Genomic DNA, 20,798 nt, shown 5'->3' with positions numbered 1-20,798 from the left:
TATGTATTTTTTTGCTAACTTTAAAATCAGGTTTTTTACTTAATATTTTTTCAAACTTAGTTTTAGCCGATATCTCTATAGCATAGCCAAAAAAGTCAAATTATTTAAAAAGAATTAACTTTAAAAATAAAAACTTTTTAGCGGAAAATTTGAGTTTACTTTAGACTTTTTGTTAAAATTTTTCTATGCCAAAATTACCATCAATATTAACCGGCAAAACTAGAAGTAATTCGGATTTAGAATTAACTTTAGTGACAATTGCCGACGCGAAGAAATATAAAATTCTCGGCCGCGAAGAAATAGAAAATTTAACTAATGAACAAAGAGACATTCTTTTAGATGCAGCTAAAAATGATTTAGACACCGACAAGAAATCTTTTTTATCAAAGCAAATGAAAATTTATTTTTCAACACTCTCAATTTTCTTTATTTCGCTTGGAATAATCGCTATTGGTGTGCTTTTGTGTCTTGGGGTTTTTATCTGAAAATAATTTGAATAAAACTAACGAACCGTACAAGCGTTCATTTTTTTTATTTACTGCTGTCAGATAGGCTCAACTAAGCTTTGCAAGGCTTTGTAATATAATACTTTTATGGAAATCGATGAGAGTTTACTAGAAAAAATTAACATTAATTTTAACTTCGAATATTTAGATGAAAATTTTACTTTTGAAACAGAATTTGAAGCTATAGTTGCCAATTTAATGCAAGAATTTGACATCAAAAAGGTAGTGGAAGTGGACGTTTCCTTTGTGGATGAAGAAACTATTCAAACATACAATCGCACCTATCGCGGAAAAGACAAACCCACAGATATTTTGTCTTTTGATTTTGGTAAAGATGAATTTTATGAAAAATTACCTTACTTACCACTTGGGGAATTGATTTTATGTCCGCCAATTATTCAAAAGCAAGCCGCAGAATTTAATCATTCGCTAAAACGAGAATATTGTTATTTATTTGCTCACGGTTTAATTCACTTGATGGGCTATGACCACGAACTCGAAGTTGAAAGACAACAAATGAATGCTCTAGTAGACAAAATCTTTTTACCGTTAAAAATCACAAGGGAGTAAGATGATTAAAAAGTTACAAGAATTATTACAATATTCGTATTCGCCTTGGAGTCACTTTAAAGTTGCAGCTGTAGCCGTTGATGCTGCTGGAAAAGAATTTTATGGCGTGAATGTGGAGAACGCTGCTTTTCCATCTGGCTTATGTGCAGAACGTTCAGCACTCTTTGGTTCAGTAGCATACGGTGGTAAGGTTGGTTCGTTTAAAGAATTACATATTATGGCTTCAACAGATGCTATCACATCTCCGTGTGCTGGCTGTCGTCAAGTAATTACTGAATTTATGCCAGACAACGCCAAAATTATTCTTTATAACCAAAGCGGTTCGCTAATTCGTGAGTTCACTGTAGAACAACTAGTGCCGCTGCCAATTCGTGCGGAGCAAATTAAATAATGAAAATCGCAATGGTTACTGTGCTTGGTAGACCTAATGTTGGTAAGTCTACTTTAATGAATAAAATTCTTAATTATGATGTGTCAATTGTCTCGAATGTGCCACAAACTACCAGAGATCAAATTACTGGAATTTATAACGAAGAAGACTATCAGATAGTGTTTATCGACACACCAGGAATTCACAAACCATTAAATTTGTTAGGTGAAATTCTTAATAAAAACGCTTACGATTCACTTGAAGAAATCGATTGTGTGTTGTTTTTAACACCCCTAAATGAAGACCTTGGAGCAGGTGATTTAGCAATTCTGGAAAAACTTAAAGTCGTACAAAACAAAATTGCAGTAATTACTAAAGTTGATTTAGCCAAAACCCCTGATGAAATAAGTACAAAACTTGCACAATTACAACAAACAGGTTTTAATTTCACAAAAATTATTCCTTTTTCAAACAAAAAACAAGAGTTTGCTGACGACCTAATTAAAGTGTTGAAAGAATTCACATATGAAGGTCAACCTTTATATGATCCAGAATACATTACGGATAAATCAATGCGTTTTTTAGCAAAAGAAATTATTCGTGAAGCAGCTTTTAACTATTTAAAAGAAGAATTACCACACTCGATTGCAATTGAAGTCGAGGATTTTATCGAAGATGATGAGTTAACTCAAATTAATGCCATTATTTATGTGAAAAAAGATTCTCAAAAGGGAATGGTGATCGGTAAAGAGGGTCAAATGATCAAAAAAATTGGAATGATGGCTCGTAGAAAATTAATGGCTTTATTTAGTGTCAAAGTTGAACTCAATTTGAAAGTTAAAGTAGCAAAAAAATGGACGCAAGATGTTAAATTGCTAAAAAAATTTGGTTATTAGAAAGGTAAAAATGAATAGAAAAATTTTAGACAAATTATTCGCCGAAAAAAAAGTAGATGCTTTAGTTTCAATGGTGCCACAAACTAGACTTTGATATGCAAAAGTGCAAACTACAGATGGTTATTTAGTAGTAGAAAAAGACAAAGCTTACTTATTTGTAGATGGTAGATACATTGAATATGCTCGTAGTAAAGCTAAAAATGTAGAAATCATTTTACTCAAAGGTACCAAAACATTGCAAGAGTTCTTTGACCAAAAACGCTATAACACAGTGGCATTTGAAAAAGATTACTTAACCTATGGTGACTTTAAACGTCTTGAAGCCTTGATTAAGCCTTCACACGTAGAATGAATTTCGGGGCAACACTTAAGAATTGTTAAGTCAAAAGAAGAAATTGAAATTATGCAAAAAAGTATTGATATTTCACTTAAGGCTTATGATGAATTACTGCAATGAGTAAAACCTGGAATGACTGAAAAGGAAGTTGCAGCTAAACTCAACTATCTTTTAAAAATCAACGGCGCAGACAAAGAATCTTTTGATGAAATCATTGCGACAGGTAAATATTCAGCTGAACCACACCACCACCCAACAGATGCTGTCTTAAAAGAAGGTGACTTGCTTAAAGTGGACTTTGGTGCTTTATATAAAGGTTATAGCGCTGATATCACCAGAACCATTGTTTTAGGCGGTAAAGCTTCAAACCCAGAAGCAGCAAAAATTCTCCAAATTGTTAAGGAAGCAGCAAAAGCTGGACGCGACGCGGTTAGACCAGGCATTAAAGCTAGTGAAATTGATGCTATTTGTCGAAAATACATCACTGATGCTGGTTATGGTCAATATTTTGTTCACGCTACTGGTCATGGTTTAGGTATCGATGTGCATGAAGAACCTTACGTAAGTTCTTTATCAGATGCAATTTTAGAACCTGGTCACATTATCACAGTTGAACCTGGAATTTATATTGAAGGACTTGGTGGCGCGCGTAATGAAGACGATGTACTTGTAACCGAAACTGGTCGCTATGTGTTTTCACAACCTGACGAAAGATCTTAGTTTATAGAGCTATTTAAAAAACGTTCACAATTTTGCGAACGTTTTTTATTTTTTAATCTTCTCTTCTTTAAAACCATGATAACTGTCAAAACTTAGCATATATAGCGCAACAAGTTTTATTTCATCATCGTCGATTCCAACAAATAACTCGTCAGAAACTGTATCTTTGCCTTTTGAAAATAATTTTGTTTCATTTAAAACCTTATTTATTATCTTAGGCAAAACCATACACAATTGATAAAACGCGTCATATTGACCTGTTATTATTTCGTAAAATTTATCAACACTCACACGTCTGATTCTATTATTCTTAAGTTCAATGTCTTCAATTTTTGTTTCTCAAATCACGTTTTGAGATTTTTTCGCCACTATTTCAACCAAAAAACAAAAAGTATTCTTATCTTCCAATAAAAGTTGATTTTGCATTTTCAAATACGTTCTTGATGCAGAACTATAGTTCATTGTATTGTGTTTGTTCTTTAACTCTACATAAACTTTTTCAATTCAAAACTCATCATCTACTTTAATTTTGGTTTCAGGCTTATAAATAACGTCTCAACCGTGTCCGGGTACAGAACAATTTTTTATATATTTAAATATGTTCTGGTGAAAATAACCAATTTCATTATTATTAGACTTATCTTTTTGTCTGAATATTTCGTTTTCAATTAATTCGTCTCAAGAATAACCGTAAACTTGTTTGTCAAAAATTAATTTAATGGGATCAATAACATTCTTTTTAAAAAGTTTAAGATCAAATGGTTTTATTTTTTCTCCGTACTTTTCAATTGTTGTCCTCACAACACTTGTGAGATCTGCTTCACTGATGAAATTTAATTTTCACATAATTTGTCTAAGCTTTCTTTAATTTTTTCGCCGATAGCTTTTGCTAAATTAACTGGTACTGCATTGCCTATTTGTTTATATTTTTCTGATAAACCACCTTCAAATTGTCAGTCGTCAGGAAAAGTTTGGCATCTTGCCGATTCTCTAATTGTCAAAGGCCTAGTTTCTGCAGGGTGACATCTTTCTGTTTGTTTTTGTGAAGGAGACGTCAAAATTGTCAATGCTGGTTCGGAATAACTTAATCTTCTTAAGATACCAGTTTTACCTCCACCTGTTTCTCAGGTTTTTTTCATATAAGATCTTGCTATTTTCTCAGGTATATCTCGTCAATAACCACCTGGAGGTACTAACTCAAAAATTTTTTTCTTTTCAAGCGAATACTTCGCACCTTCACTTGCGGGACAATTCGGCAAAACATCTTTCAATGTTGGTTTATACAAATGAGGCTCGGGAAAATTAAAAGAGGTTTTATGAATTAAATCTTGTCTAATACCGACTAATATCAATCTTTCTCGTTTTTGTGGTACACCATAATTTCAAGCATTCAAAACTTTGTAACTTTCAGAAGTTATTGCATAGCCAGTTTTTTGGAGTCTTTCAATAATTTGTTTAAAAGTATGTCCTTTATTATGAGAAAGCAATCCCTTCACGTTTTCAAACAAAAACATTTTTGGTTTTAGTTTCTCTAAAAAAAGAGCGAAATCATTGAATAAAGTTCCTCTGGTATCATCTAAACCCAATTTTTTCCCCGCGTAAGAAAAAGATTGGCAGGGAGGACCACCAGATAACAAATCTAATTCACCTCTTTTTAAATCAAAAAGTTGTTCTAAATTTTTTTTAGAAACATTTTTAATGTCATCTTGTATTACATTTCAACTAGGACGATTTTTTCGTAAAGTTTGAGCAGCTCATTTGTCCATTTCGACTAACCCAATAGTTTCAAAACCAGCAAGTTCGATTCCTAGAGCAAGACCACCAGCTCCTGCAAACAATTCAATTACTTTGTATCTCTTTTCGTGATTCATATCAAGTTATTATAAACAAATTGTGCTTTCATTTTCTCTCTGAAATGATTAAGAAATAATTTACTTGAAGACATAAACGAATTTGCTGCATATCTACTTTTGCTTTAACTGAAAAAATAATTAGTGAATTTTCCATATAACATTACGTGGCAATCTTTGCGAACAAGTACTTTATGTGTTTGAAATGTTATAATTTGCGCAAATTTAAGGAGAAGAATGAATCGAGACAATGTGAGAATTTTTGGAATGCCTAATTCTCAAAATTTAGCTGAAAAAATTGCGGCAAAATTAGGCATTAAGTTGACACCTGTGGTTGAAACAATTTTCGCCGATGGTGAATGTATGTTGGTAAGTAGTGACACTGTGCGTGGTCGGGATGTTTACATTATTGCAAGTAACTCAAGACCAGTGAATGAAAACGTAATGAAACTATTACTTTTCATTGATTCACTAAAAAGAGGCAGCGCTAAATCAATAACTGTGGTATTAACTTACTATGGCTATGCGCGTCAAGATAGAATTATTGGTGGCCGTCAACCAATTGGTGCTAAGTTAGTCGCGGACTTAATGGAAAAAGCGGGCGCTACAAAAGTTGTAGCAGTTGACTTACACAACCCTGCTATTCAAGGCTTTTTCAACATTCCTATTGATGACTTAACAGGACAATATACCTTAGCAAAAGCAATTAGTCAAACAAACGAAAAGTTTACAGTGGTTTCACCTGACCATGGTGGTACTGTTAGAGCGAGAAGACTCGCTGAATTAATTGCGGAAACAATTAAAATTAGCATTATTGATAAACGTAGAGTTGGCACCAACCAAACTGAAGTAATGGGTTTAATTGGTGATGTGCAAGATCAAAATGCTGTGATTATTGACGATATTATCGATACTGGTGGTACCATCTTAAAAGCCGTTGATACTTTGAAAAACTTTGGCGCTAAGAAAATTTATGTCGCAGCAACCCACGGAATTTTTTCGCGCGGTTTTGAAGCCTTTGAAGCTAATCCAAATGTTGAAAAGGTCATTATTTCTGACTCAATTGATAATAGTGAATTGACTAAAAAATTTAAAAAGTTAGAAGTTGTCAGCCTAGATTATTTCTTAGCAGGTGTGCTTAAGCGTCACATTGATGCTGAACCAATTGCTGAGCTTTACAAAAAGTTCGAACGCGAAATTAGAAAAGTGAAGTAATGAATAAACCAAGCAAACTGCAAACTTACATTAACCTTGTTTATGCGAAAAACCAAGTGATGAACTTAACTGGTTTTGCCACTAAAGCAGAAATCGAGCAACAAGGCGTGAATGATTCATTAAGTGCTTTTGCTGGATTATTAGCACTTGTGCAAGCTAAAAATTGAAACAAAATCAAACTCCTTGACATAGGTGCTGGAGCGGGGTTTCCATCAATCCCGCTTTTAATTAACCACAGCGAACTCATTGAACTTACTGCTGTTGAGTCTTTAACCAAGAGGTGTGAATTTTTAAAAGAAGTTGCCACTCAGTGTGAACTAGACTTTATCATTATTAATGACCGTGTGGAAAACATCAAAAATCAAAACGCAACTTTTGACTTCATTACTGCTCGTGCCGTAGCAACCATTACCAAAATTTATTTAATGGCGCATCATTTGCTCAAAGAAGGTGGGTACTTTTATTTATTAAAAGGCGAACATTATCAAGCTGACTTAGCCGAATTTTTTAGTTTTTTCCCGGACGCACAAGCGCATACGAAGGTATTGACATACCAAAATTCACAAGGCGCCAATTCTCACATTATCTTAATTCAAAAAATGGAACCTTCACCGCGACATTGACCTTTGCGGTGAAAACAAATCTTAGATTTTGTCACGCAGAAAAAATAATATTTTTGGCACTTTTTACTATCTGTGCTAAAATTTGCTTATCGATTCTGATTAATTATTACCTTTTACATTTATAATTAGATTTATTTTATGAATTAGACATAATCATAAAGGAGCGAAATGTCACACCAATTTAAAAAAGATCAAGACAAAAAATATGTTTATAAACAAGTAACAATCGAAGGCAAAGACTGAACCGCAGCACTTGCTGAAGCTGAAAAGAAACTTTACAAAAATCTTAAAGTTAAAGGGTATCGTAGTGGAAAAGTGCCAAAAAATGTTGCTGACAAATACATCACTAGAGCTCAAGTACTTCACGAAGCTATGTCAGTAGCAATCAACAACTATTTCACTAAAGATGTAGAAACTAAGTTACAAGCAGAACTTCAAGCCTTTGAATCTGCAGCAGTTTATGCTCCAAGAATTGAAAAAGTCAACCCAACCGAAGAAAAATTTGAATTTGAACTTTCTTTCCCAATTGAAGTTAAAGTAGAAGATTTGATTTTAGATAAGGTAGATGCACAAGTTAACTTTGCACCAGTTACTGACGAAGAAGTAGAAAAAGTTATTAACGCTAAGTTGCAAAGACTTGCTTTGACAGTGCCACTTGCTAAAGACCAAACAACTAAACTTGGTGACACAGTAGTTATTGATTACTTTGGAACACTAAAAGAAACTGGCGAAGCTTTTGAAGGTGGCGAAGCTAAAGATGTACCCGTGACACTTGGTAACAAATCATTCATTGAAGGATTTGAAGAAGCCCTACTAGATAAAAAAGTTGGTTGAGAAGGTGATTTTGATGTTACTTTCCCAGAAAAATACCCATCAGCTACTGTTGCTGGCAAAAAAGCAAACTTTAAGGTAACTCTTAAGGAAGCGAAACGTCCAGAAGAAATAAAACTTACTGCAGAAAACTTACCATCACTTCACCTTGATAAGTACGCTAAAACTATCGACGAAGCTAAAGCAGTGATTAAAACTTTACTTGCTAGACAAAAACTTACCGGAGCGTTGATTGAATTCTTTAACGCCGTGAGTGAAGAAGTTAAAACTAAGAAAGCACAGTTACTTGACATTCACCCTGAAAGACTCAAGAAAGAAGCTGAACATAAGAAGAGTGAACTAAGAAACTTACTTAAACAACAAGGTCTTAAGTACAATGAATACCTTGAAATTCTTGGTCGTTCAGAAGATGAAATCAACGCAATGATTGCCGACGAAGTAAAACAAGAATATGCAACTAGATTCGCTTCTTTCGCAGTGGCAAGATCAGTGTATTCACCAGAAGATGACAAAAAATTCGAACTTAGCGAAGAAGAATTTAACGCAGCTGTTAAACTTAGAGCTCTTGAAGTTAATCTTCCAGGTTACGAATTCTTAAAACTTGTTACACAAAATCAAGATATTAAAAATCAATTTAGCGCCCAAGCTGCGGACGAAAAAATGTTTGTTGCTGTGGTTGGCAAGTACTACCCAGAAAAAGTTAAAGAATATAATGACTTAAAAGCCAAAGCTGAAACTGAAATTAACAAACTTGTTTCACTAGATGCTCCAGCTGAAGAAGCTAAAGAAGAAAAATCTAAAGAAGCAAAATCAGCAAAAACTAAATAATGTATTTAACCATTCGCAAGAATGGTTTTTTATTCGACATTTTTAACATTGGAAACGCTGAGTGATCAAAATTTTGCACCTAACCTTTATTTTCAATATATTTTTGGTGTTTTTCCTGCAAAAACACAAACAATGTAAAAATAGCTGACAATCAAGCAAGACTCAATTATTTAAGCAATTTGATCGGTGATCAAGCCAACTTAGAATTTAGTGCTGAATGAAAAGCTTTGGTTGACCAAGCGCTTAGTGACACAAATGAATAAAATTTCAAAAAAATAAGAGCAACTTTTAATTCAATTTCTCTGAAAAAAGTTTTTTAACTTTCGATATAAGTTTTTCACAATGGCTTAGTACATTGGTTTTAATATATAATATATCTAAAATTATAAGAGATTTAATTTCTTGTATCTAAAGAGGAGAAATATATGAAGTTTTTTAAAAAGAAATTATTGTTAGGACTTGCGCCAGTTGTTGGTATTTTACCAATTGCAACTGTTTCTTGTGGCGCTTCTGATATTCAAGTTACAAATATTAAGGTTGACAATGATTTAAAATTATCTGCTAACGAGAAATTAGCTGTTAAAAAAATTGCATTAATTTTGGATGAAGGAACAGTTAATGACAAGTCATTCAATCAATCAAGTTGAGAAGCACTTCAAAAATTTGCTACTGAAAATGAATTGCAATACGATAAAAAAGGTTTTGCGAACAACGCTGCTGTTGGTTATTATGCAATTGCCAACAAGAATTACCTTGACCAATACGATGCCGCAATTAATCAAGGCTATTCAGTTCTTTTATTGAATGGTTTCACACACGAAGAATATTTAAAAAAATGATTGGAAAACCAAACAAACATTGATAAATTAAAAGCAAGAAAGATTGTGTTTATTGCTCTTGATTTCACTCTTTCAGATAAAGTTCTTGATGAAGTAACACAAAAAGGAGCAAACGGATTCTTTATTTCACTTCAATACAAATCAAATGAAGGTGGTTTTATTGCTGGTTTAGCTGCTTCTGATATGTTCAAAGATGAAGCCGATGCACAAAATAGAACATTTACAACATTTGGTGGCTCAGATATTAACGCAGTAACAGACTTTAATGAAGGTTTTTACAAAGGTGTTTATTTTGGTAACCTTATTCGTGAAAATGCTAACAACAGACTAAAATCAGTAAATGATGGAGATAGTGTTTTATTAGACACAAACTTCGACGCGGCAAAAACTGACAAACAAACAAAAGTTCAAGGTGTAATTAAGAAAAACACTAAATTAATTTTACCTGTAGCAGGAAGTTGAACACAATATGTTACTAAAAATATGAAATCAAGTCAATACGTAATAGGTGTTGATGGTGACCAAGGAATTGCTGACACCGGAAAAACAGGTCAATATTTTACATCGATTACTAAAAACATTGGTCAATCTGTTTTTGAAGTAATTTCAGTTTTACAAAAAACAAATGAAGAACTTTTAAATAAATATGTTGGCGAGTTTAGATTAGGAACTAAGAACGTAAGATTGACAAAAGGTTTTGATGCCGATTGATCAGGAGTTGCTCCAACTCACCTTTCAAATGAGACACTTGCGAAAAAAGCACAAACAGCTCTCGATAACGCTACAAAAGCATTCAGACAACTTAAAAATAATCTTGCTCTTAGAAAGTTTATTGAAGTTGGTTATACAACGCTTAATGGCGATGGTACAGAAAACGACACCAAAATCGATGATAACGCTAAAAGAATTAATGCTTTATCAGACCTTTTAGAAAATCCTGAATCAATTCAATACAGCCAATACTGAAAAAATATTTATGACAATGCATTAAATGGTACTCCAGTAAATGCCGCACCAACAAATTCTGAAAAGCCTTCTAACTAATTATTTTAAAAAATGGAATTGCAATCATTATAAATCAAACTCAAAATGCAATAGAGTTTAGACATATAACAAAAGAATTTCCAGGTATTAAAGCTAACGATAACGTTAGCTTTAATGTTAAAAAAGGGACAATCCATGCTTTAATTGGCGAAAATGGAGCTGGAAAAAGTACTTTGATGAGTATTCTTTTTGGTTTATATGAACAAACTTCTGGCGAAATTTATGTTAACGGTAAAAAAGTCTTTTTTAAAAGTCCTAATGATGCTGCCGAATTTGGTATTGGAATGGTTCACCAACACTTTAAATTAGTTAAAGTTTATAACAATTTACAAAATGTTATATTAGGCGACGAACTGGGACAACATAATGTAATTGACTATAGTCTTGCCGCAAAAAAAATTGTTGCCTTACAAAACGAATACGATTTACATTTCGATTTGAACCAAATGACTTCTGATGCAACTGTTTCAACTCAACAAAAAGTTGAAATTATGAAGATGTTATTTCGTGATAACGATATTTTAATTTTCGACGAACCAACTGCAGTCTTAACTGATGAAGAAATTCAGGGTTTATTAAAATCTTTTGAAATTTTTAAATCTGTTGGTAAAACCATTATTTTTATCTCGCATAAATTAAACGAAATTGAACAAGTGGCTGATTATGCAACAGTTTTACGTTTAGGAAAATCTGTTGGCACTTTTAATGTTAAAGAAACTCCAATGTCAGAAATTGTTAAAGTTATGGTTGGAGAAAATATTGTTGAAACTAAAAACACAACTGATTGCGAAAGAAAAAATGTTGTTTTTGAATTAAAAAATATTTCAACAAAGAAAGAAACTAAAAACTTGCAAGATGTATCGTTCAAAGTACATGCAGGTGAAGTTTTTGCTATTGCTGGCGTTGAAGGTAATGGTCAAAGAGAAATTGAGCAAATTTCTTCAGGAATGATGTTTCCTTCGCAAGGTCAAATTTTACTTGCTAACGATAAAGGTGAATTAGAAGACATCACAAAATTAGGCGTTAAAGCTCGTTCTCAAAAGAATATTTCTTATATTCCTACTGATCGTCATGCACACGGCTTAGTGTTAGATTTCTCAATTAAAGAAAATTCCATCTTAAGAAGGCTTTGAGATTCAGAATTTCAAAAATTGACTTTCTTTAAGACAAAAAATATTGCTAAAAAAACTGAAACAATTATTGAAAAATATGATGTTCGTGGTAGCTTAGGTGGTCTTTCTCACGCTCGTTCATTATCTGGCGGTAACCAACAAAAATTTATTGTTGGACGTGAAATTGAAACACCGCACAATTTTATTATTGTTATGCAACCCACACGTGGTTTAGATATTAAAGCAATTCAAAATATTCATAACCGAATTTTGAAAGAAAAAGCAAGTGGTAAAGGAATTTTATTAATCTCTTATGAACTTGATGAAGTTCTTGCGTTAGCTGACACAATTGCTGTTTTAAGCGAGGGCAGAATTGTTGCTGTTAAAGATGCAAAAAATATCACTCGCCAAGAAATTGGTAGTTATATGGCACACAAGAAAGGAGGTGATGAGTAATGGCTTCGTTTGCCAAAAAATTTGTCGAAAAATATAATGATTGAAGTCAAAAAGCAAGTGCTTTTATTCGCTTAGGTAGCACACGTAGTGGTTTTCGTAAAACAGCTTCCGTAATTTGAGCATTTCTATTTGGTTTAATTCTTAGTTTTTTATTCATATGAATGAACTCTGGTCAAGATCCTTTTTCTGTGATTGGCTCACTTGCTCAAAGCGTTGGTAATTCGCAAAAAGATCAAGCTAAATTTTTAACATTTTTTGTTATTTTTGGTTTTATAGGTTTGGCCTCAGCGGTCGGGTTTAAATCAGGATTATTCAACATTGGAATTAGTGGCCAAATGATGATAGCGTCAACGGTTATTTTCCCAATTTTAATTGCTACTGACACAAGTGTTGTTACTGGTGGTTTATTAGTTCCATTCCTATTTATGAGCATGATTGCCGGTGCTGTTCTTGCTTCAATTGCTGGAGCACTAAAAGCTTATTTAAACATCCACGAAGTAATTTCAACTATTATGCTTAACTGAATAGTTGCAAAACTTAACTCATTCCTTTTAGGTACAAGTGTTCATCTTTATTCTGAAGATAAAATTAATAAATACTTAGAAATCTCACACAATGGTGGAATTAATCCAAATGCTTTCACCTTGCTTGATTCTTCTGGTAACGTTTCAGATGTTGTGCCTTATATTTATGGAATTTCATTCACTGTGATTTTCATTTTACTTGGAATTGGGCTTTTCTTTATGTATCGTTCAACTAATATCGGTTACAAATTGAAAATGCTCGGACTTTCAAAAACAAATGGTCAATACATCGGTATTAATGAAAAATTATCAACAGTTTTAGTGATGGCGCTTTCAGGCGCCTTAGCAGGTCTTGGTGGTTTCTTCTATTTTGTATTCACTGATAATTTAGCAGATACACTTGGCGCAGGGTCGCGTTCACCGTTAGCCATTGGTTTTGAAGGAATTGCAATTGCCCTAATTGCTCTCAACTCCTCGCTAGGAACAATTCTTGTTGCCGCATTTTATGGTGCTCTTTACTTTGTACAACCAAGCTTGCAAGGTGTCGGTGTATCAAAAGAAGACTTTCCATTTATTACTTCCTTAATTCTTTACTTAGTTGCACTTTCACAATTATTTATTGAGTTTAAACCAGTTCATTCGGTCACAAAATGAATCTCAAACATTTCCTCGCGTCTTTGAGTGTTAAATCTTAAGAGATACTTTTTAATTCGTTATCGTTTATTGCTCATCAAATGTTACAACATGAAAAAAGCAAAAATAAACGCAACAATTAATGACCAAAACAAAGATAAAAAAATAGCTCAATATCATACATCTAAACAAAAAACTTATATCAAAGTTGCTTCAATTGACGCCAAAATTGAACATTACAATGAATTGATTAAATTAGCTACCGTTTTACAACAACAAAAAGCTGACTTACACTACAACAATTTGGTTTTAGCCCGTTTATCAAAAAAACTTACCAAAATTGTTAATCAAAATACTAAAAACATTGCTTATAATGAAAAATTAGCTCAAAAAACTTCTGCTCAACAAAACTCTAATCAAGAATTAGCTTTAAGAGAAATTAAATCTGAAGCTGAAATTAAAGAATTACAAAACTTAATTACTGAACTAAAAGCTCGTTTAGCTGATAAAAAAGGCCTTTACCAAGAAATTTTGGCTGATTATAAAACTAACAAAGTTCCTGCAGCTCAAAAAGCTTACCAAGCAGATGTTGCCAAAATCAAAAACTTAGTTTTAACTTTTGATGATGCTCAATTCAAAGTGGAAGCAACTTCTAAAGCTCAACGCATCCGTCAAGCAAAACAAGAGTTTAAAAAAGTACAAAATGAATATTTGCTTAAAATTTCAAGCAATACTAAACTTGTTGAAAAACAACAAAAAGCAATGAAAAAAGGTGTGCAACTTGATCGAAAAGTTGAATCACTTACGAATCGTGAAATTATTGACGTTTTTGAAAAAGTTACACTTGAGCGTAAATCATTTAATCAATATGTTAATTCATTAGATGGTAACCAAGTGCGTGAAATTAAAATGCAATATCGTGCAAATAAACTTAAAGAGAAAAAAGAGTTCAAAGAATTTTCAAGAACAAATTACTCATTTATTAAAGAAAATTATCTTCGCGAAGTTTATAGCAAACACAGTAATGCAAGAAAGGTGGAAGTATGTTTATAGGCGAACTTTTTTACTATAGCCTAATGCTTTATTTCTGCATTTTTGCTGTGGCAGCAATTGCTGGTATGTTTACTGAACGCGCCGGGATTGTTAACGTTGCTATTAACGGAATGATGATTTTTGGGTGTTTAGGTTATACCTTAACTGGGCACTTGCTCGGTACTGATACAGAAAAGAACTTTGGGCACACTTTATTGTGTACCCTTGTTGGTTTATTACTTGGTTTGCTCACGTCCTTGCTGTTTGGATTTGCAACTATTAAGCTCAAAAGTTCACAAACAATTTCAGGTTTTGCTTTTAACCTTTTAGCTACCGGTGTGTCTCTTTTTCTTTTAGTTACTTTTGGCGAAAGTAGAAAATTTGTGCTCAACACACCTGAAATCGGAATTTTTGTTAATGCACAAAACGCCGAAGGAGCTGAATTTAAATTTGAGATTATTACTTGAAAACTAATCTTAACTTTAGCTATTATTTTTGGTGGTTGATTCTTACTTTACAAAACCAAATGAGGTTTAAGATTTAGATCAGTTGGTGAAAATCCTAATGCTTCAGACGCAGCCGGAATCAATGTTAACAGTTACAAATGACAAAGTGTCTTGATTTCAAGAGGTTTAGCTGCCTTAGCTGGTACTTTCTTTGGCCAAGCAACTACTCTAAGCACAACCTTTGACGGAGATGTGCAAGGAATTGGTTATCTTGCTTTAGCAATTATGATTACAGGTCAATGAAACATTTTGAACATCGCAGTCTTTTCACTCTTCTTTGCTGCGATGCTTGGCGTTGCCAACATTAGTCCCGCAAGTAAATCAATTGCACCTTTCTCTGACATTGTGCTTACCTTACCTTACTTCATTACCATCCTTGTGATTATTTTTACCGCCAAACGTTCCAAAGCTCCAGCTGCTGCTGGTCTGCCTTATGACAAATCGATGCGGTAAGCCAAATTTTGAAAATACACTTCGGTGTATTTTTTTATTTTTATCTTTATATATAGTGAGCAAACCGATTTAAAACCAAAACGCCCTGTAAAATTCTTGTTAAAAACTTACATAAAAGCAATTAATTTGTGTCGCATTTTTGCAAAAACAGATAAAATAATACTGCTAAAAAGTAGTTTACTTTTTTTGTAACTTTACTGCGTAAAAAATTTTAAAAATTATTTGGTCTTAGATTAGTAAGTGCTATAATTCTTAAACTATTTTGCGTATAGCTTAAATTTAATGTTAATAAAACCGAATATCAAAAAAATTCGAAAATTTATTTTCGTTAAAATTTAATTGTGATAAAATAGTAAAGCTGCTTTATACAGCACTTGTTCTTTGAAAACTAGATATAGATAAACATGACAGTCAATTTTTTTCAAGAGTTTGATCCTGGCTCAGGATGAACGCTGGCTGTGTGCCTAATACATGCATGTCGAGCGAAGTTCTTCGGAACTTAGCGGCGAATGGGTGAGTAACACGTACTCAACGTACCCTTTAGCTTGAGATAGCAGTTGGAAACAACTGATAATATCAAATACGCATCTTTGTCGCATGACGCAGATGTAAAAGAACCTTCACGGGTTCGCTAAAGGATCGGGGTGCGCAACATTAGCTAGTTGGTGAGGTAACGGCCCACCAAGGCGATGATGTTTAGCGGGGTTGAGAGACTGAACCGCCACACTGGGACTGAGATACGGCCCAGACTCCTACGGGAGGCAGCAGTAGGGAATATTCCACAATGGACGAAAGTCTGATGGAGCGACACAGCGTGCAGGATGAAGGCCCCATGGGTTGTAAACTGCTGTGGTAAGGGAAGAAAAAACCGAAGAGGAAATGCTTTGGTCTTGACGGTACCTTATTAGAAAGCAACGGCTAACTATGTGCCAGCAGCCGCGGTAATACATAGGTTGCAAGCGTTATCCGGAATTATTGGGCGTAAAGCGTCTGTAGGTTGTTTGTTAAGTCTGGCGTCAAAACTTGGGGCTCAACCCCAAATCGCGTTAGATACTGGCATACTAGAGTTATGTAGAGGTTAGCGGAATTCCTTGTGAAGCGGTGAAATGCGTAGAGATAAGGAAGAACACCAATATGGCGAAGGCAGCTAACTGGACATACACTGACACTGAGAGACGAAAGCGTGGGGAGCAAACAGGATTAGATACCCTGGTAGTCCACGCCCTAAACGATGATCATTAGCTGATGGAAAATTCATCGGCGCAGCTAACGCATTAAATGATCCGCCTGAGTAGTACGTTCGCAAGAATAAAACTTAAAGGAATTGACGGGGATCCGCACAAGCGGTGGAGCATGTGGTTTAATTTGAAGATACGCGTAGAACCTTACCCACTCTTGACATCTTCTGCAACGCTATAGAGATATAGTTGAGGTTAACAGAATGACAGATGGTGCATGGTTGTCGTCAGCTCGTGTCGTGAGATGTTCGGTTAAGTCCTGCAACGAGCGCAACCCTTATCCTTAGTTACTAACATTTAGTTGAGCACTCTAGGGAGACTGCCCGAGTAATTGGGAGGAAGGTGGGGATGACGTCAAATCATCATGCCTCTTACGAGTGGGGCAACACACGTGCTACAATGGTCGGCACAAAGAGACGCAAACTGGTGACAGGGAGCAAACCTCAAAAAACCGATCTCAGTTCGGATTGTAGTCTGCAACTCGACTACATGAAGTCGGAATCGCTAGTAATCGTAGATCAGCTACGCTACGGTGAATACGTTCTCGGGTCTTGTACACACCGCCCGTCAAACCATGGGAGCTGGTAATGCCCGAAGTCGGTTTATTAACAAACTGCCTAAGGCAGGACTGGTGACTGGGGTTAAGTCGTAACAAGGTATCCCTACGAGAACGTGGGGATGGATCACCTCCTTTCTACGGAGTACACTTAGTTAATTGTTCTTAATCGTTAATTCTAACGGCAATTAACACTTTTAACCAAACTTACATTTGACCTTCATTATTTCATAAATTTATCAACGTTTAACAGTCATGGCTTACAGGTCATAAGCAAAATATATCTAGTTTTGAGAGAACATTTCTCTCACAATGAAATTGTTCTTTGAAAACTGAATAGTAAGATATTTTAATTAATATTTACAACGACATCTAACAAATTAATGTCAATTTGTTTTGATTCATCGAGTAAAAAACCAACACAAAAATGGTTTATTGAAATGTCTTAAAATACACATCAACAACCAAATAGGAACATACTTTTAAATAAGGAAGAGTTTGTGGTGGATGCCTTGGGTCTGGAAGTCGATGAAGGACGTGATTACCTGCGATAAGTCTCGTGGAACTGGAAATAAGTTATGAAGCGGGAATTTCCGAATGGGGAAACCTAACTAGGGTAATGCCTAGTTGCCGTTGTCTGAATACATAGGACAATGAGTGAGACACCTTGCCAACTGAAACATCTTAGTAGCAAGAGGAAAAGAAAATAAATAATGATTTCTTTAGTAGCGGCGAGCGAACGAGAAAGAGCCCAAACCATTTAATATGGGGTTGTAGGACGATCTATATAGAGTTACAAAACTTAATGATAGCAGAAGCTTTTGGGAAGAAGCGACACAGAGGGTGATATCCCCGTATGCGAAATTGTTAAGTCTCTTGGTCGGATCCTGAGTAGGGCGGGGCACGTGGAACCCTGTCTGAATCCGCCGGGACCACCCGGTAAGGCTAAATACTAACCAGACACCGATAGTGAACTAGTACCGTGAGGGAAAGGTGAAAAGAACCCCGAGAGGGGAGTGAAATAGATTCTGAAACCACTTACTTACAATTAGTCAGAGGCCATTTAAGGCTGATGGCGTACATCTTGCAGTATGGACCGGCGAGTTACTTTAACATGCGAGGTTAAGCGGACATAAGCGGAGCCGTAGAGAAATCGAGTCTTAACAGGGCGCTATTAGTATGTTGAAGTACACCCGAAACCAGGTGATCTATTCATGAGCAGGTTGAAACTTGGCTAACCCCAAGTGGAGGACCGAACCGCAGTACGCTGAAAAGTGCCCGGATGACTTGTGAATAGCGGAGAAATTCCAATCGAACTTGGAGATAGCTGGTTCTCCTCGAAATAGCTTTAGGGCTAGCGTGTGATGTTAAGTTTTGGTGGTAGAGCACTGAATATGGAATGGCGGCGCCTAGCTGTACTGACTATAATCAAACTCCGAATACCATTATGTATTGTCATGCAGTCGGAACCGGGGTGCTAACGTCCCGGTTCGCGAGGGTAACAACCCAGATCGTCGGCTAAGGTCCCAAAATCGTGTTAAGTCAGAAAGGTTGTGAGGTTTCACAAACAACTAGGAAGTTGGCTTAGAAGCAGCCACCTTTTAAAGAGTGCGTAATAGCTCACTAGTCAAGAGACCTTGCGCCAATAATTTAACGGGAGTAAAACACGATACCGAAGCCACGGGTACATTTGTACGTTAGAGGAGCGTTCTTAGGGCAATGAAGCTAGACTGTGAAGACTAGTGGAGCGCTAAGAAGTGAGAATGCCGGTATGAGTAACGATTCGTAGTGAGAATCTACGACGCCTATTGGGGAAGGTTTCCTGGGCAAGGTTCGTCCACCCAGGGTGAGTCAGGACCTAAGGCGAGGCCGAAAGGCGTAGTCGATGGACAACAGGTTAATATTCCTGTACTTTCTATAATTGTGATGGAGTGACGAAGAAGGATAGTCCTACCCATTTACTGGATTATGGGACAAGCTATAACTGGGAACTGTTGGCAAATCCGCAGTTCATAACCGGGAGTAGTGACGTACAACTCTTTTGAGTAATCGGATGACTTCAAGCTTCCAAGAAAAGCTTCTAAACTTATGTTATGGAAACCTGTACCGAGAACGGACACACGTCCCCCAGATGAGTATTCTAAGGCGAGCGAGAAAACTAGTGTTAAGGAACTCTGCAAAATGACCCCGTAAGTTCGCAAGAAGGGGCTCCTATGCAAATAGGACACAGTAAATTATGAGGGGCAACTGTTTATCAAAAACACAGCTCTCTGCTAAACCGTAAGGTGAAGTATAGGGGGTGAAGCCTGCCCAGTGCCCGAAGGTTAAGTGGATGCGTTAGCTTTAGCGAAGCGTTGAAATGAAGCCCGGGTGAACGGCGGCCGTAACTATAACGGTCCTAAGGTAGCGAAATTCCTTGTCGGCTAAATACTGACCTGCACGAAAGGCGCAATGATCTCTCAACTGTCTCAACACTAGACTCGGTGAAATTATGGTCCCAGTGAAAACGCTGGGTTCCCGCATCAAGACGAAAAGACCCCATGGAGCTTTACTATAACTTCGTATTGAAATTTGGTCTAACATGTGTAGGATAGGTGGGAGATGCTGATGCTAGGACGCTAGTTCTAGTGGAGTCGTCCTTGAAATACCACCCTTGTTATATTGAGTTTCTAACTTGCTATCACTACAGGTAGGAGGACAGTGCGTGGTGGGTAGTTTGACTGGGGCGGTCGCCTCCTAAAAGGTAACGGAGGCGTTCAAAGGTACACTCAATACGGTCAGAAACCGTATGTAGAGCGCAAAGGTAGAAGTGTGCTTGACTGTGAGACTTACAAGTCGAGCAGGTGCGAAAGCAGGACTTAGTGATCCGGCTATTCATCGTGGAATGGTAGTCGCTCAACGGATAAAAGTTACCCTGGGGATAACAGGCTTATCTTGCCCAAGAGATCACATCGACGGCAAGGTTTGGCACCTCGATGTCGGCTCATCGCATCCTGGAGCTGGAGTCGGTTCCAAGGGTTTGGCTGTTCGCCAATTAAAGCGGTACGCGAGCTGGGTTCAAAACGTCGTGAGACAGTTTGGTCCCTATCTGATGTGGGCGTTGGAATATTGATGAGAGCCGCTCTTAGTACGAGAGGACCGGAGTGGACGTACCGCTGGTGCTCCAGTTGTTTCGCCAGAAGCATGGCTGGGTAGCTAAGTACGGAAAGGATAACCGCTGAAAGCATCTAAGTGGGGAAGCCTCCTCAGAGATAAGTATTCCCTTGAGATTCCTTATAGACTATGAGGTTGATAGGATGGGGGTGTAAGCGTAGTAATACGTTGAGCTGACCATTACTAATAAATCGATCGGTTTAAAAGTATTGTTGAAATGTATTAAGACATTTTAATGAATCATTTGTGTAACTTACTGTTCAGTTTTCAGAGAACATCAATGTGCACCAACAGGTGCTTTTTTTATGCCTTGCACAGTTTTGACTCCAAACCAAGACTCATTGCTGTCTTAAACATAAGCATTATTGCTTGCTTATTGACTTTAATTACCTTTTGTTTATCTTTTTGATTTCTGCAAAACCAAAAACATTGTCTCCAAAATGTTTCATTTTAATTATTGCATTGCTAGTTAGTGTTAATAAGTGTGCAACATAAAAAAAATTGTG

The 20,798-nt window shown here is 35.9% G+C and carries 14 protein-coding genes and 2 rRNA genes; 14 read left to right on the top strand and 2 right to left on the bottom strand.

Annotated features, from left to right (window positions below):
- The first annotated feature begins 185 nt into the window (after nucleotides 1–185).
- From EXC55_RS01215 to EXC55_RS01195, 5 genes are all read left to right on the top strand, one after another.
- Entirely contained in the window at nucleotides 186–491 is a 306-nt protein-coding gene (locus tag EXC55_RS01215) for a hypothetical protein (protein WP_129622878.1), read from the top strand.
- Nucleotides 492–593: 102 nt separating this feature from the next.
- Entirely contained in the window at nucleotides 594–1,076 is a 483-nt protein-coding gene (ybeY, locus tag EXC55_RS01210) for an rRNA maturation RNase YbeY (RefSeq protein ID WP_129622877.1), read from the top strand.
- Between the two features lies 1 nt (nucleotide 1,077).
- The gene (gene cdd / locus EXC55_RS01205) at nucleotides 1,078–1,467 is read left to right on the top strand and encodes a cytidine deaminase (protein ID WP_129622876.1); all 390 of its coding nucleotides are present in this window, start codon (nucleotides 1,078–1,080) and stop codon (nucleotides 1,465–1,467) included.
- The gene (gene era / locus EXC55_RS01200; RefSeq protein ID WP_129622875.1) at nucleotides 1,467–2,342 is read left to right on the top strand and encodes a GTPase Era; all 876 of its coding nucleotides are present in this window, start codon (nucleotides 1,467–1,469) and stop codon (nucleotides 2,340–2,342) included. The genes cdd and era overlap by 1 nt, the downstream gene beginning before the upstream one ends.
- 10 nt (nucleotides 2,343–2,352) lie before the next feature.
- Nucleotides 2,353–3,399, top strand: coding sequence for an aminopeptidase P family protein (locus tag EXC55_RS01195; protein WP_129622874.1), 1,047 nt, complete (start codon nucleotides 2,353–2,355; stop codon nucleotides 3,397–3,399).
- Nucleotides 3,400–3,444: 45 nt separating this feature from the next.
- On the opposite strand, the gene EXC55_RS01190 is transcribed toward EXC55_RS01195, so the two are convergent.
- Nucleotides 3,445–4,245 (bottom strand): Eco47II family restriction endonuclease, encoded by an 801-nt coding sequence (locus tag EXC55_RS01190; protein ID WP_129622873.1) that lies wholly within the window; start codon nucleotides 4,243–4,245, stop codon nucleotides 3,445–3,447.
- A complete protein-coding gene (locus EXC55_RS01185; RefSeq protein ID WP_129622872.1) occupies nucleotides 4,233–5,270 on the bottom strand; it encodes a DNA cytosine methyltransferase in 1,038 nt (345 codons plus the stop codon). The genes EXC55_RS01190 and EXC55_RS01185 overlap by 13 nt, the downstream gene beginning before the upstream one ends.
- A gap of 216 nt (nucleotides 5,271–5,486) precedes the next feature.
- On the opposite strand from EXC55_RS01185, the gene EXC55_RS01180 reads away from it, so the two are divergent.
- The 9 genes from EXC55_RS01180 (at nucleotide 5,487) to EXC55_RS01140 (ending at nucleotide 20,500) form a co-directional block, all read left to right on the top strand.
- The gene (locus EXC55_RS01180; protein ID WP_129622871.1) at nucleotides 5,487–6,464 is read left to right on the top strand and encodes a ribose-phosphate pyrophosphokinase; all 978 of its coding nucleotides are present in this window, start codon (nucleotides 5,487–5,489) and stop codon (nucleotides 6,462–6,464) included.
- Entirely contained in the window at nucleotides 6,464–7,135 is a 672-nt protein-coding gene (gene rsmG, locus EXC55_RS01175) for a 16S rRNA (guanine(527)-N(7))-methyltransferase RsmG (RefSeq protein ID WP_129622870.1), read from the top strand. The genes EXC55_RS01180 and rsmG overlap by 1 nt, the downstream gene beginning before the upstream one ends.
- Nucleotides 7,136–7,255: 120 nt before the next feature.
- On the top strand, nucleotides 7,256–8,746 hold the full coding sequence (gene tig, locus EXC55_RS01170; RefSeq protein WP_129622869.1) for a trigger factor: 1,491 nt from the start codon (nucleotides 7,256–7,258) through the stop codon (nucleotides 8,744–8,746).
- A gap of 425 nt (nucleotides 8,747–9,171) precedes the next feature.
- On the top strand, nucleotides 9,172–10,629 hold the full coding sequence (locus tag EXC55_RS01165) for a BMP family ABC transporter substrate-binding protein (protein WP_129622868.1): 1,458 nt from the start codon (nucleotides 9,172–9,174) through the stop codon (nucleotides 10,627–10,629).
- A 26-nt stretch (nucleotides 10,630–10,655) separates the two neighbouring features.
- Nucleotides 10,656–12,197: an ABC transporter ATP-binding protein gene (locus tag EXC55_RS01160; RefSeq protein ID WP_129622867.1), complete on the top strand. Its 1,542-nt coding sequence runs from the start codon at nucleotides 10,656–10,658 to the stop codon at nucleotides 12,195–12,197.
- On the top strand, nucleotides 12,197–14,407 hold the full coding sequence (locus EXC55_RS01155; RefSeq protein ID WP_129622866.1) for an ABC transporter permease: 2,211 nt from the start codon (nucleotides 12,197–12,199) through the stop codon (nucleotides 14,405–14,407). The genes EXC55_RS01160 and EXC55_RS01155 overlap by 1 nt, the downstream gene beginning before the upstream one ends.
- A 23-nt stretch (nucleotides 14,408–14,430) precedes the next feature.
- The gene (locus tag EXC55_RS01150) at nucleotides 14,431–15,345 is read left to right on the top strand and encodes an ABC transporter permease (protein ID WP_235666090.1); all 915 of its coding nucleotides are present in this window, start codon (nucleotides 14,431–14,433) and stop codon (nucleotides 15,343–15,345) included.
- A gap of 417 nt (nucleotides 15,346–15,762) precedes the next feature.
- Nucleotides 15,763–17,277, top strand: a 16S ribosomal RNA gene (locus EXC55_RS01145).
- Nucleotides 17,278–17,619: 342 nt separating this feature from the next.
- A 23S ribosomal RNA gene (locus EXC55_RS01140) occupies nucleotides 17,620–20,500 on the top strand.
- The 16S and 23S rRNA genes sit together here, the layout of an rRNA operon.
- Nucleotides 20,501–20,798: the final 298 nt, after the last annotated feature.

The sequence above is a fragment of the Mycoplasmopsis columbinasalis genome (assembly GCF_900660705.1).
Lineage (GTDB): Bacteria > Bacillota_I > Bacilli_A > Mycoplasmatales > Metamycoplasmataceae > Mycoplasmopsis > Mycoplasmopsis columbinasalis.
The sequence above is the reverse complement of the archived record's forward strand: the minus strand, read 5'-3'. Positions and strand labels throughout refer to the sequence as shown.